This is a genomic window from Porphyrobacter sp. ULC335, from assembly GCF_025917005.1.
Classification (GTDB): domain Bacteria; phylum Pseudomonadota; class Alphaproteobacteria; order Sphingomonadales; family Sphingomonadaceae; genus Erythrobacter.
Genome location: NZ_CP078091.1, coordinates 2,128,013 through 2,141,125, shown reverse-complemented (window position 1 = coordinate 2,141,125; position 13,113 = coordinate 2,128,013). Strand labels below are relative to the sequence as shown.

Genomic DNA, 13,113 nt, shown 5'->3' with positions numbered 1-13,113 from the left:
TGGGATACGTAAGGAGAGGGGCGAACTGGCGCCTATTCGGCAGCGATCGCGTCCTCGGCGAGGTACGTTTCCAGCAAGTGGTTGGCGACCTGCTCGCTGATCTGCTGCGGAGGGTGTTTGCAGTAATAGGCCGAAGGCACCGTCAGAACGCCGCTCTCGCCGCGGTCCATCGCGGTCTTGCAGAACCGGATTGCATCCATCACGCAGGCCGCTGCATTGGGGCTGTCCTCGACAGAAAGCCGGAGTTCGAGGTTGAGGGGCACATCACCCCATTGCGTTCCCTCGATCCGCAGGAAGCACAGCTTGTTGTCCTTCTGCCAGGGCACGTATTCGGATGGGCCGATCAGAATATTCTCTTCCGCCAGCCGCTGGGCCAGCACGGCCTGCACCGCTTCGGTCTTGGACGTTTTCTTGCTGCTCAGCCGTTGGCGGTCGAGCATGTTCATGAAGTCTGTGTTGCCGCCCGTGTTGAGCTGGTAGGTTCGCTCGATGGTAACGCCGCGATCGGTGAACAGGCTCGACAAGGTGCGGTGTACGATGGTCGCACCCACCTGCGCCTTGATGTCGTCACCGATGATCGGCAGACGGCGCTCGCGGAACCGTGCTTCCCATTCGGGGTTGCTGGCAATGAAAACCGGCATGCAGTTCACGACGCCGACGCCTGCCGCCAGCGCACATTCCATGTAGAATTCGGTCGCCTTCTGCGAACCTACCGGCAGGAAGTTTAGCAGGATCTGCGCGCCCGAGCTGCGCAACGCTTCGACAACGTCATCATGCGTGGCGTCGGGTCCATCGGCGACGACGAAGCCACGTGGCCCCGCACCGATCATGTGCGCGGCCACCCCGTCAAGCACGCGACCGCGCATCACCTTAGCGCCGGTGCGCTTCACATCCCGATGAAACACGGTGGTGTTGTTGGGCTCTGCGAAGATGGCCTCGGCGAGCTCGCGGTCAACCTTGCGTGCGTCGATATCGATGCCCAGCACGAACTCGACGTCCTGGGCTCCATATCCGCCAATAAAGGACCGGATCAGGCCGCGTGTGGAGCCGGAGCTTCCATAATACGACGCTCCTTGCACCAAAGAGCTGGCGCAATTGCCCACCCCGACCACTGCGACTTTGATCGTTTCCATCAGCCATTCCCACTTCTCAAAGGAGCGTTCCGGCAACGTTTCGACATCAGTCGGACAAGACCCATTGCGCCTCGTCCGCATCCACCCGCTGCTGCCGCTTCTTGAGGTGAGACGGAGCCAACACGGCACAGCCTTTGAGCCGCCGCGAAAAAATTTCACGGTTTGTCGGCCACCGCTCCGTCATGACTGCAGCACGACGCTTTTGTCGTCGGCACGACATTGTCGGCAGGCGAGGTTCGCAGTGCAAAGGGATGGCTCGTGATCGAAGGGGGCGGCATGGGAAGGCGTACAATCTGTATCGATTGCCGCTACATCGGCCCGCGCCCCAGCGGCATTGCCGAAACAGTGCGCGCGCTTGTCGACTTCGTGCCGGAACTCGCGCCCGACCTGGACTTCCTGTTGTTGCGATCGCCCGCACATCGCGGCGCGTTAAGCAAAGCGGTGAATGTTCGGGAAGTGGTCGTTCCTTCCGCCGCGAACGGTCCGGCTACCATGTGGTGGCTGCCGCGCGTTGTCGATCTATCGGCTGTGAGCCTGTTCCACGCGACGTTCAACATCATGCCGGCCGGGCTGAAAGCGCCCTGCGTCACCACCATTCACGACCTGATGTGGCTTACGGAACCGCAATTGTGCAGCGCGCGTCTGGCGGGACGGGCGCAGGCGCTGTTCCACGGACACGGCATCAGGCGCGCGCTGCGCAAGTCAGCGGCGATTGTCACGGTGAGTGAAGCCAGCCGGAGAGAGATCATTGCGCATTCTCCGCCCGCGGCCCGCCAGACATTCGTCACGATGTCAGGTGTTTCGCCCGAGTTTCGCCCGGTCCCGCGTAACATTTTGCGCCTTGCCGAACTGGGGGTGAGGCCGGACCGGCGCTTCGTCCTGACCGTTGGCCAATATGCTCCCTACAAGAATCATGAGGGCGCACTGCGCGCCTTCGCCTGTGCCTTTGCCGACAGGCCGGAGATTGATCTCGTTCTCGTCCAGCGGATGGGAGCCAGAGGCGAGCGCCTGTTACGCCTTGCCAAGGAACTCGGGATCCGGGGCCGTGTACGGCTCTTGCAGCCGGTCAGCCGAGCGGACCTCGTACAGCTCTATTCGTCCGCGTCGGCCTTGCTTCACCCGTCGTTCTGCGAAGGCTTCGGCAATCCATTGGCCGAAGCCATGGCCTGCGGATGCCCTGTGGTCACCAGCAACGTTTCTGCCATGCCGGAGGTGACCGGCGGCGCTGCGCTGCTGGCTCCGCCCGACGATTTTCCGAAGCTGGCCGAGGCCCTGCGCAAGGCGGTCGACGACAAGGCGCAGGCAGCAGCCATGCGGGAGGCCGGACTGGCGCGCGCCGCCACGCTGAACTGGCGTTCCTTTGCTGCGGACACGCTTGCGGTCTACCGCGGTGTGCTGGCCTCTTGATGATCGAGCTCTGCGATCAGACGGCATGTCGACCGGTTGGAAATCCGGACCGAACGGATCAGGACGAGGTTGAGCGCCACGGCTTCCCACAGGAAGAAGTAGATCGGCGAACCGGCCAGCATCGAGAAACCGAGTGCCACGGTACGGTAATTGGCACCGAGCAGCGGAAGGCTGTCCAGAATGGGCTCCGCATGCCGCCGGATGGCTGCAAGTGCCTGTTCGGATCGTTCCGGGTTCTCGCGCGCCGCGGCCACGGCCCTGTCAGCGGGGATCGCATGCGGCGCAATCATCTGCGCGAGCTTGAGGTACGCGGTACCAAGCAGCGCGGCCTTGCCCTCGCTGCCCCCCTGCCCGCGCGACGCGCGCAGCCACGGCACGCCATAGACCCACCATTGGTATTGCCGGCGTTGGACTTCGTAGTGATTGGCCTGCACAATCCGGCTCGCCCCTGCTCCGACTGCGAACAGCCAGGCGACCGGTCCGATCATGCTCTGCAACAGGCTGCCCAGAACCAGATAGAGCACGATGTGACCGGCGTAGTCGCAGATGCCGTCGACCAGTTCCCCCTGAGGGCTGCTGCGACCCGTCAATCGCGCCAGATCGCCATCGGCGCCATCGACGACATGCCAGGCGAGATGCAGCGCAAATCCGGCGAGCGCGGGCCATGGCCAGCCTGGCTGGGCATAGGCCAGCGCTGCGAGGACCACGAGCAACCCGCCCGCGACCGAGACCATGTTGGGTGTGACCCGCGTCGCAGTCAGCGCCGTTGCCAATCGCAGGGCGAGCGGGTGGAACAGATGGAAATTCAGCGCATCCTGCAGTTCGCGCGGACGCCGCGCTGCCCCTCCATCGGCGGCATCGGCAGGGACGGGGAATTTCGGTTTGCTGGCCAATGCCGTTCCTCAGACTTTTCGCTGCCTAGCACACATTCCACTGCCCTCTCGTCGGTCCGCTTGTCGGATCTGGTTGACGGCGAAAGCCCGGAGATCCCCGTGCGATGACATGTATCGTGCTCCATTTCACCGATAAAACCACTGCGGGTTACCTGGTCGCCGGCATTCCTGCTGCGGCACGGGCGGTACATCAGGTGGCTTTGGCTGCTCGGGAAGAGGACAGCATCGACTGCTGCATCATCGCCGTTCGCGGAGGATGGCAACCAAGTCAATGGTGCAGGTCGGAACTGGCGCGGCTTGCGCCCGGCCTCGCAATCCGGATCGTCGACGGCGATGCCATGGTGGGTGGCGACAGCCTTGTGCATGTCGCTGGAGAGGAGCTGCTATCTGCGCGCGAGATCCTGAACTATCTGAAAAGCGTGGGACAAAGGAGTGCCGGGTGGGTGTTTCCGGCTCAGGCCGCGATCGCCATGTTGAAGCAAAAAGGCAATGCGATCGTCGCGTCCACCGCCAAGCCGGCTGACGGGATCGTATCGCGTTACATCAACCGCCCGGTCTCACGTCTGCTCAGTCGGCTGGTCCTGCGCCTTCCCGGCATTACGCCAAACCACGCGACTTTCGTCGCCGCGGTGCTGGGCATTGCCATGGCGGGGTTTCTGTTTTTCGGCGGGATTACCGGGATATATGTCGGCGCGGTGCTGTTCCAGATCGCCTCGATCGTGGACGGGGTCGACGGGGAAATCGCGCGTGCGACCTTTCGCGCGTCACGTCTCGGCGCGATGCTCGACAGCCTGACCGATGCAGCGACCAATCTCGCCTTCTTCGCGGGCCTGAGTGTCAATCTCCTGATGCAGGGCGATAAGGTGGGAGCCTCCGCAGGCTTCACCGGTCTCATCATACTATCTCTGGGCATGACCCTGATCGGCCTACGCGCGCGACGATCGGAAGGGCCGTTCACCTTCGACGCAGTGAAGGATCATTTCGGCACCCGTCCTACCCGTTGGAAGCAGTGGCTGACCTGGCTCACCATGCGCGATTTCTATGCGGCGGCGGCGGCGGTCTGCGTTCTCGCCGGAATTGCGACGCCGATGCTTGTGGTGTTTGCGGCAGCCGCATCAATCTGGTTCCTCGTCACTGTGAAAGTGTTGGCCAGCAAGCCTGAAGCGGAGCGCAATCGGGATCGGCTGAATTGAGGCCGATCTCTCGTCCGGCGCTGGATCGTGAAGCGGGCCGAAGGGCCTGCGTTCCAACGCGCCGTGCTCAATATCGAGAACAAATTCAGCACGGCGGGACGGATTTGTCCCAGATTTCGAGCGCTATGCTCTGATCGCTACGAGCCATCTTCAGCGCGGGTTTTTGTTGCCGACCCAAGCATCACTGCTTCACCGACTTTCCCCGACCCAACCAGCTCGTTGAAGACACGCCTTACGTTCAGCATGCGGGAAGCGAATGATGGGCAGCCAAGGTCGCTGCGATAGGTCTTGTGTGTCCGCTTGTTATCCACCCAAGATATCTCGACCAGCGGCTGATCGCTCATGGTTATCTCATCTGTGCACGTTCCCGGTTTTGCTGAGCCGTTCAGATAGGTTTCCAGTTCGCGCAGAACCGCCTGGTGAAATGGGCGATCAAGCTGGAAGTTATAGCGGCCGGCATAGACATAATATGATTGGAAGGGCTTTAAGCCCTGAATGCTGCCATCTTGCAGAAACTCGATCCACCCTTTGCCATTGGCGTCAATTTGCCAACTCGTAACGCTTTGAGTCCAGATCACCTTTTCCGTCATGCTCAGCCTTTTTGGAGCAACCAACTCCGGCTGATCCTTGACGCTAATGGCCGGATGACCTTTCGCGAACATTTGCTCCGCCAGCACATGCCATGACTGCAGCATTTGGGACTTATAGGTCAGGCCGAGCCCATTGAGGCATGCGGTGGGGAGACTTAGGGCCCCCGAACTCCTGCCGCTCCAGGCGAGCTCCAAAGAACTGCCGCCCGGAACCCGCTCGATGGCGCACCGCAGATTCCCGTTCAGAAAAGTCGAGTTCGGATCGCGCTTACCGTCAACGACAAGCGCGAGGAATTCGCGCATCGTGCGATAGCCATCCTCGCCAAGGTCAAAGGAATGGACACCGGGTGCAACCTTGTAAACCGGAGCCGCAATATGCGGGACGGTAGGCTCGTAACCCACCGAATCCGGGGTTGAAATCTCGCCCTTGCCGTCACTGCTTATGCGCCAATGGAGGCTTTGGGAGGTGCGCGATCCCGGAAACGTGAAGCGTAGTTCTTCAAGTATGATTTGATCGGCATTCGGCGTCGAAGCGTCAGCGCCATTGTTTGCTGACGCCGGAGCGATGCCAACAAGTGCGAGAAGGACCGCATATCCAACCGATGTCATGCGCATCATCATTTCGCTCCAGATCGTGACAGCTTTATCATGAGGACTTGGTACAGCGCCGCAGCCGGTGGTTGACTGTCCAGCCATCCGCCAGATCATGAAGGTGCGGCTTGGCTCGAATAGTGAGCCTCCCCCTGACCAACTCCATGGTGAAAGTATCGTCGGCCAATTGCGATGCTTCGGGTGAGGTGTCGATGCCGGTGGCAACGGCAATGCGCCAGCTATTGCTGCCTGACTTTTCAAGCGCCCGCAGCGCGTAGAAATTCCCTTCGCCATATTCAGCATAGTCGTGGATCATCGATTGGCCGATGAGAACACCTCCAACCAGCAATCGGGACACCTCGTCATCATCTGCGCTGGCGGCTTTCTTAAGGGCGCGGCATTGCGCTTTGCCTTCCCTGTTATCGTCGAACCACACACCGTGCAGCGCGACTGGAAAACTCGGGGGCGTGCTATCCGCTAACGCAATAGAAGCTGTGGATGCGGCGGCTGCGATCACCGCGGCAAAACGCAGCAGCTTTGCCTTCGATTTGAACGCATCGAAGTTCATTCAGCGATCCCGCCTGACCGGTGTCGTTGTGCCTCGCGATCGGCTGCTGCGATTAACAGCAGCATGAAGATGAGCGCCACGCTATATTCTGCACCTCCCGTACCATGCTCTCCAACGAACCAACCCAATTTGCGGTGGATCAGCATGATGCCTGTAAAGGCGATCACCAGTAGCGACGCAGCTGCCGGGCGCACGAGACGGTTAGCGATCAAAAGCAACGCCGCCACAATCTCTGTGATAGTGATCGCCCACACCCAAGCGACACCGAACCGGAAGCCGACGGCTTCCATGAAGGTCCCGAATTGAGCAATCGAGCCGTTGGCGATGCGAACAAAAGCATGCGCAGCAAACAAGATCGCTGTTACGGTCCGCAGCAGGAGCAGACCGACGGGCAACGTGATGAATGGAAAATCCTGTAGCTTATGGATCACGCTCATCGGATTTCCCCCCAGCCCAAACAAGCCCTCCAATTCGAGCACGATCATAGGCGGTCGTTGGAGCAGGAAGAATGCGCTTTTCCGTACCGGTGCACTTTTCTGCGTGTAGAAAAAGCTCAACCACGCGCGCTGCGATCCGGGCAAATCGTGCAGACGACGCTGTTTCGATCAGCACAAGGCGGGTTTGTCGAGTTCGGCACGCGAATGTGGAACGTGTCTCTCGCGATGGTCTTTCCCACCTTTGCGCTAATGTGGCTCGGGGTGAGGCGGGTTGATCAAGCCTAGATCGATGGCTCGCTCGGGAATCCGACTACGCGCATCGACATTCAGCAGCAGCATCAGGATAGTGATATGATTGCGAACCGTAAAATGCGAAATGCCGAGTTCGCTCGCGATCATCTTGTTGGATAGCTTCTGATGCAAAAGCGATGCGATTTCGGCCTGCCGCTGCGTCAATGTGGAGCGTCGCATCGAAGGCGCCTTAATTCTGTCCGACCGGCCGAAGCATTTCCCGGACCTTCCCTGTCACAGCTTTCAGCGCATCATCTTGGTAAACCATTGCCATATGGCCGACGTTGGGGAGTAGCGTGACCTTTATCTTCGGATTGGCGCGCCCCAATTCTGACGGGTAGGCTTTTGCAAAAAACAACTCGTCCTTCTCACCGATCAGCACTTGTGTCGGCCTCTGAATTGCGCGGATTGCGGGCTCCCATTCGCGCGGTAGATTTGCCGAAGCCAGCAAGGCATGGCTGTAGCTTCCGGGGCGCCGGTCCTTGGTGCCATCCGGCACGGCCATTTCCAGTACAGTCATGTGATCGAGCGCGGAAATGCCAAACCCGTTCAAGATGCTGAGCACAACGATGCGCGGCACGCTGACCGAGGTCCACCCCCCCTGATTGGGGCGGTCCATTGCCGAGCCAGGGGCAATGAATGGTGACAGCGCAAGATAGGCGTCATAGTTGTCAGCATAGGCCTGAATGCTCGCTGTCCTCAGAATAACCGCTCCTCCAGTCGAGTGGCCCAGCAGCAGTTTATTCTCCGTTGGATGCGCTATCGAGACGAATTTGGCGATGTCGGCGAGGTCATCTTCGTACTGACCGCGATATGCCACATCGCCTAAGCGTCCGTCTGGTCCTTCGCTGTAGCCGTGTCCGCGCAAGTCGATTGAATAAACTGCCGGGCCCTCGGCGGATATTGCTTCTGCGATACCATGCATGGCCACTGTGGTACCGGACGATCCGTGAACGGCGACAACAACGCCCGCGCCGGCTTTTCCGGGATAGAGCCGGTACGACAGCTTGGCGCCATCGCGGGCCGTCATATAACTTGCTGGCGGCTGTGCCTGAGCAAAAGCGCTCATAAAATCACTCGCGCCTTGGATGGCGGCGATTGGTGGCGGTGCCTTTGGAGCGGTCAACATCAGAATGCCGCCCATCGCACCAGCGACAAGGAAGGGTGCGGAAATGGCACCGCGCATCAGATACTTCGAGAGCATTATCAATTCCTGGCAAGGTTCATGGGATGGCCTTGCGTATGCCGCGGCGCAGCTTTAGGTCTTCAGGCATTTCGCGAATGGTCGATTTCTTTCGCCAGTGGAAACTCTACCTTGATGCTCCAGTTCAGGTCGCGATCGGCTCCGCTGCTGCGTTGGCAGGCTCTGCTATCTTTGCCCGTCGCGGGATTTGTCATCGGACTGGCCGGGCCGTTTGCCACATATGTCGATATGGGGTTCTGGCAGAGAATTCTCCATTTCGTGCTGTGCGTAAGCGTGATCGGAACGACCATTCTGGTCGTGAGCTATCTGGTCGCTAGGCACTTCTTTCAGGGATATTGGCCGCTTTGGGCAGCCTTGCTGGTTGACTTGGCGCTGGTCGTTCCGGGCGCAGCCTTCGTTTACGCCAGCCTGAGTTATCTTGCGCCGAATGTTATCGCGCACATCAATCCGGTGCATTTGCTCTGGCAGAATTTGCTGATCGGGCTGATGTTTCGGGCGCTAAGCATGCTGGCGTCGTGGCGGCGTATTGGAGAGGGGCGGCTTGCCGGGAACGAGCCGACAGTTCCGGTGCCTGAAACAAAGTTCAATGAGCGCCTTCCCCTAGCGCTACGATCGGCGCGGGTTCTGGCGCTTTCATCCGAGGATCATTATCTGCGCGTCCACACCGCAATGGGCGAAGCCTTGATCCATATGACTTTGGCTGCGGCAACACAGCTATTGTCCGATGGCTTTCAGATCCACCGTTCGCACTGGGTTGCAAGGCACGGTGTGAAATCGGTTCGCAAAGGTAAAGTCGAACTCGTCACAGGGCTTTGCCTGCCTATCAGTCGCCACCGATCCAAAGAGTTTCAGGATTGGTTCGAAGGGCGGTGAGGCTGTGTCTCACATCGAGCAGTGCGGGCGATCATGACAGCCAAAACGACATCGTGCCACATAGCCCTTAACTGCCGAAATCGTTCCAATCAGCGTGATCAGACGGCCCGGCCGTAGTCGTGAGGCACGCACGCGTTTGGAGTGCGGCGTGAGCCTCTTCCATTGCTCGGGTCTCGATCAATTGCGCCTCATACAGCGCCCGCCCCCAGCGCCATATTCAGGACCGACGGGTAAGAATTTTTTCGACATTTCAATGCGCTCTTTCCGATAGCCGGAACAAGACACCCGAAATGCGCAAGGGCGCCGCGCACGTTGATGGAGGATTGGCAAGCCAAGCAGGACAGCAGGCCATGGCGCGAGTTACTGGAACGAGCAGCGGGACTGGCAGCCGAAAAAAGGTCCCGGTACAATTTAGTCGGCTCACCATCGGGTTCTATTCAGCCAATAGATAGTCAAACGGCGGCATTGCTCCCGTAAGTTTTCGCCATGTGCGTGGCAGCCGTCTAGAGAACAATGCTTTGTGGGGCCAAGAATGACCAAAAATCTGAAAATCATGTGTGGCGCGTTGCTGTTGGGATCAGCCGGCAGCGCATCGGCACAAACGGCGCTGGAGAGGCAGTTGGCGGGTGCCTTGGAGGCGCGCGATGATAAGATCAATCTCGATACGACCCAGCTCAAGTCCGAATGGAAGCTGGCGCACAACGGCCAGGTGGCTGGCAAGGGTTGTTCTATAACCTATTATTCCGGCACCGGTGGGCAAGCGATGGCCTATGTCGGACCGACAGCGGATTGGAACGAGGCATTCTTCCTCGTCAGCGGGGACTCGGTTCCCCAGGTCGACACACCCACACCCAAGAAGGTTACGCTGTCGACCGACGGGGAACCCGATCGAACGGTCACCGCCAACTTGCTGACGATCCAAGGCGAAGAGCCAGGCGAGGCGACAGCGATGGTTCTTTTTTCGCTTCCGAGTGTCGAGGCCGGTCTTGACGTTATGCAGGATACTGAAGGGGTGCGTGTGACCATCGACAAGAAGCACGTTTTCAGTCTTGCGTGGAAAGACGGCCATGCCGCGCGCGATCAGATGCGGGCCTGCCTGGCCGGGAAGGTGGGCTGACATGACGCATGCTCTCAACAAAATCCGGCTGATTTGCAGCGCCTTGGCTGCCGCGGCGGCCCTTCTTATGGCTCCTGCAGTTCAGGCAGAGCCAACACCCTGGTTGCTCATCGCGCAGGAAGGAAAGGCTCCCAATCGCACTGCCCATTATCTGGCCATCGACCTAATGGTTACGCAGACGGATTTGAGCACTTACGACCCCAAGGAGGCGGTCAAGGGCGGCAACGGGCTGCAATATCTCCAAGACCGCCAGTATACCAACGTCTGGGTCGTTCAGGTGCTGGAGAATGCTGGAGAGCCTGACAGCATATTCTATTCGCTCAATGTCCGGTGCCGCCAGAAGGAAGTCCAGTTTGCGCGCGCAACTGCGGTGTATCGCAACGATACCGTGGAAACCGTCAATTCCGATGCGTGGATGCAGATCCCCGATAACTGGCTGGGCCGTGTTTACACCGCCGCATGTGATTTCGACAATGTTGCCAAGGCCATCAAGACTGCTCAAGAAAGCAAGTCGTTTGATAATATCGAAAAAATGAAGCCGCTGACCGACTTGGGCATGATCTTTGCCGGCAAGTTTGAGGCCGTCGAGTACGGCACTGCTTTGCCCAATTTCACATGGCAGAATTTGTGGAAAAGCGGCACGCGTCCTCAGTATACGACCAGCAAAACGCCTGAGGAAATCCAGGCGGAGAAAGCCAAGATGGATGCCGAATTGGCGCTATTGGCCGGCAAAGCTGACGTGTGGCAAACGGACATCGGCAATATGGACGCCGAGCGCGCATTCATCACGGAGGCGAACAAGACGTTCAGGAAGAACGACAGCTGGCATCAAAAGGTGTTTCTGAACATGGTCGGCTGGACCGAGGAGGAAATTGCAGGCTTCTGGGGTCCACCCAGCAGCAGCAGCGATCTCGGCGGAACCCGTGCGCTGAGCTATTTTACCGAGAATGACACTCGGCAAATAAGGGTTTTTGAGGTGCCGGTTCTGGACGCAAACGGCAAGCAGATCGGCGTGGATCAGATGCAAGCCCAAGAAGGCGAACTGAGCGCATGTGCAATGACGCTGTTCCTGAAGCCGGGCGGTAGCAAGCCAGGTTACAGACTGATCGATTACAAAATCCGCAGCGGCACCAACTGCAAACTCACAACGCTGGGACAATCGGTGCGGTAGCCGCGCATCGAGCACGTCAATCACGGTGCAGGTCAGCTTCCCCCGCTGGCATTGCTCGGTTACGGATTGCCGTGCGCGTGCTTCGCTTTGTTCGGCAATCACGGCGTGCTCGGTAACCCTCATAGAGGAGAGGAGCACGCCCTTGCCCGTGTCTCGGTGGCACGTTAATCACTTGCTGCTGCGCCGCCACAGGGACCGGGATGCCGACCGGTAGGATGATGGCAGACAACATCGCCCCTGCCGTGGCGATTTCCTAATGGGGCCGAATGGCGCCTTGGATTATCATGGTTGTTTGAATTCCGGCTGGTGATGTGGTGGTGCGCCGGGTTCGATAGGTATGTCCTTGATCGAGAGATAATCGAGCACGAGCCGCCGCCCTTCGCGTGTGCGTTTGTTCAATAGCCCATCCTCGGTCATGAAGAGATAGCGCTGGAACGTCTGCCCTTGCGCGTTCCGCAGAAACGGATCGGCGGGATCTGCGCGGTTTGTCAGAAGCATATAGACATGCCACGGCTTGTTTATCTGGGCTGCGACATGCAACGGTGTGTTGCCGGTTGCATCGGCAAGATTGGGGTTGGTTCCCGCCTTCAGCAACATTTCAAACTGCTCGTCGCGTTCAGCAATCAAAGCACGTACAAGCGGCGTTGCCCCATTCGCACTATTGCCAACGTTGGGACTTGCGCCGTTTTCCAGCAAAAGCTTCAGCCATTTCGGATTGCGGTGGCCCGCCGCGTCGTGAATGACCGTGTCTCCATCAAGTCCCGGCTGATCGGGCTTCGCGCCCGCGCGAAGTAACAGCCGGAACGCCTTTTCATTATTGTTGGCAAGCGTCCATTGCAGCATGGTCATGCCGGTATCCGCCGTCGACGACAGCAGCTTTGAGCATGGCGGAAGTAGCTTGTTCAGCTCATCCCAATCGCCTGATTCTGCCGCGCGCAACACGGCCAAAGCGTCTTGGTCGAATACCGGATTATTGTGCCGCCTCGCATCGACGGGCGATGCGACCGCGATGGCGGCAAGGACCGCAAAGATTACAGCAAGAGAATGTCGGCCAATCACAACTCTATCCCTTCTTCGGCGAACGTCGAGCAAGGGGCCGCCTGAAGGAACGACCTGAGCCCGCCATTTTTGCAGGCACTGCTGCAACGCTCAGCCTCAAATCTGCTCGAGCAGCCACTCAGAAATACTCCGGTGTTCCGTCATAAACCGCCAGTATCTTGCAGGTGACCCCTACCTCCCGGCATTTTGCCATAAGTCCATCGCGCGCTTCTTCGAGCGTCGCGGCGGTTCTGGTGCGAAGGGATCCATTGCTGTCGCGTCCGATCGCGATCACTGCATTCACAACTGATGTGGCGATTTCACAATTCTCCCAGCCCGCTTTCCTGCATTTCTTCAATGCGGCATCACGTGCGGATTGCTCGTCGATCTGTTTTTCCACCCCGACAAACTGGCTTCCGTCATCGCTATCGGCCCAGGCGACAGCAGCAGCGAAATCAAGCCATTGAGGCCGCAGCTCAGGTGCTGGCGCTGGGGAAGGTGCGGGTGGCGCAGGAAGTTGCGAACAGTAAGGGATGCCATCGCCAAAATCAGGCCCTGATCCCGTGCGGCATTGCGCCTGCGCTGAAGTGCCGAACAGGATAAGCAT

At 59.1% G+C, this 13,113-nt stretch carries 14 protein-coding genes; 5 read left to right on the top strand and 9 right to left on the bottom strand.

All coding sequences use genetic code 11. The features are described from left to right. Positions 1 to 32: 32 nt before the first annotated feature. Positions 33 to 1,133, bottom strand: coding sequence for an inositol-3-phosphate synthase (locus KVF90_RS10210; RefSeq protein ID WP_264391476.1), 1,101 nt, complete (start codon positions 1,131 to 1,133; stop codon positions 33 to 35). Positions 1,134 to 1,391: 258 nt separating this feature from the next. Between KVF90_RS10210 and KVF90_RS10205 the strand changes: the two genes are divergently transcribed. Further along, entirely contained in the window at positions 1,392 to 2,540 is a 1,149-nt protein-coding gene (locus tag KVF90_RS10205) for a glycosyltransferase family 4 protein (protein WP_264391475.1), read from the top strand. On the opposite strand, the gene KVF90_RS10200 is transcribed toward KVF90_RS10205, so the two are convergent. Further along, entirely contained in the window at positions 2,516 to 3,433 is a 918-nt protein-coding gene (locus KVF90_RS10200) for a CDP-alcohol phosphatidyltransferase family protein (RefSeq protein WP_264391474.1), read from the bottom strand. The two genes, KVF90_RS10205 and KVF90_RS10200, sit on opposite strands and share 25 nt — an antisense overlap. Positions 3,434 to 3,549: 116 nt before the next feature. Between KVF90_RS10200 and KVF90_RS10195 the strand changes: the two genes are divergently transcribed. Beyond that, the gene (locus KVF90_RS10195; protein WP_264391473.1) at positions 3,550 to 4,626 is read left to right on the top strand and encodes a CDP-alcohol phosphatidyltransferase family protein; all 1,077 of its coding nucleotides are present in this window, start codon (positions 3,550 to 3,552) and stop codon (positions 4,624 to 4,626) included. Between the two features lie 137 nt (positions 4,627 to 4,763). Here KVF90_RS10195 and KVF90_RS10190 read toward each other — a convergent pair whose 3' ends face one another. From KVF90_RS10190 to KVF90_RS10170, 5 genes are all read right to left on the bottom strand, one after another. Continuing rightward, the gene (locus KVF90_RS10190) at positions 4,764 to 5,924 is read right to left on the bottom strand and encodes a hypothetical protein (RefSeq protein ID WP_264391472.1); all 1,161 of its coding nucleotides are present in this window, start codon (positions 5,922 to 5,924) and stop codon (positions 4,764 to 4,766) included. Next, positions 5,863 to 6,375: a hypothetical protein gene (locus KVF90_RS10185; protein ID WP_264391471.1), complete on the bottom strand. Its 513-nt coding sequence runs from the start codon at positions 6,373 to 6,375 to the stop codon at positions 5,863 to 5,865. The genes KVF90_RS10190 and KVF90_RS10185 overlap by 62 nt, the downstream gene beginning before the upstream one ends. Further along, positions 6,372 to 6,860 (bottom strand): DoxX family protein, encoded by a 489-nt coding sequence (locus tag KVF90_RS10180; RefSeq protein ID WP_264391470.1) that lies wholly within the window; start codon positions 6,858 to 6,860, stop codon positions 6,372 to 6,374. The genes KVF90_RS10185 and KVF90_RS10180 overlap by 4 nt, the downstream gene beginning before the upstream one ends. 198 nt (positions 6,861 to 7,058) lie before the next feature. Beyond that, the gene (locus tag KVF90_RS10175; RefSeq protein ID WP_264391469.1) at positions 7,059 to 7,283 is read right to left on the bottom strand and encodes a LuxR C-terminal-related transcriptional regulator; all 225 of its coding nucleotides are present in this window, start codon (positions 7,281 to 7,283) and stop codon (positions 7,059 to 7,061) included. 10 nt (positions 7,284 to 7,293) lie between these two features. Continuing rightward, positions 7,294 to 8,307, bottom strand: coding sequence for an alpha/beta hydrolase (locus tag KVF90_RS10170; RefSeq protein ID WP_264391468.1), 1,014 nt, complete (start codon positions 8,305 to 8,307; stop codon positions 7,294 to 7,296). Positions 8,308 to 8,421: 114 nt separating this feature from the next. Here KVF90_RS10170 and KVF90_RS10165 point away from each other — a divergent pair, with 114 nt between their 5' ends. From KVF90_RS10165 to KVF90_RS10155, 3 genes are all read left to right on the top strand, one after another. After that, positions 8,422 to 9,180, top strand: coding sequence for a LytTR family DNA-binding domain-containing protein (locus KVF90_RS10165; RefSeq protein WP_264394474.1), 759 nt, complete (start codon positions 8,422 to 8,424; stop codon positions 9,178 to 9,180). Between the two features lie 532 nt (positions 9,181 to 9,712). Continuing rightward, a complete protein-coding gene (locus KVF90_RS10160; protein WP_264391467.1) occupies positions 9,713 to 10,297 on the top strand; it encodes a hypothetical protein in 585 nt (194 codons plus the stop codon). Position 10,298: 1 nt separating this feature from the next. Then, entirely contained in the window at positions 10,299 to 11,468 is a 1,170-nt protein-coding gene (locus KVF90_RS10155; protein WP_264391466.1) for a hypothetical protein, read from the top strand. 282 nt (positions 11,469 to 11,750) lie between these two features. On the opposite strand, the gene KVF90_RS10150 is transcribed toward KVF90_RS10155, so the two are convergent. Both KVF90_RS10150 and KVF90_RS10145 read right to left on the bottom strand, forming a co-directional pair. Further along, positions 11,751 to 12,527 carry an ankyrin repeat domain-containing protein gene (locus KVF90_RS10150; RefSeq protein WP_264391465.1) on the bottom strand — a complete coding sequence of 259 codons (777 nt, stop codon included), beginning with the start codon at positions 12,525 to 12,527 and terminating at the stop codon, positions 11,751 to 11,753. Positions 12,528 to 12,645: 118 nt separating this feature from the next. Continuing rightward, complete coding sequence (locus KVF90_RS10145) at positions 12,646 to 13,113, bottom strand: DUF4189 domain-containing protein (protein ID WP_264391464.1); 468 nt, start codon at positions 13,111 to 13,113, stop codon at positions 12,646 to 12,648.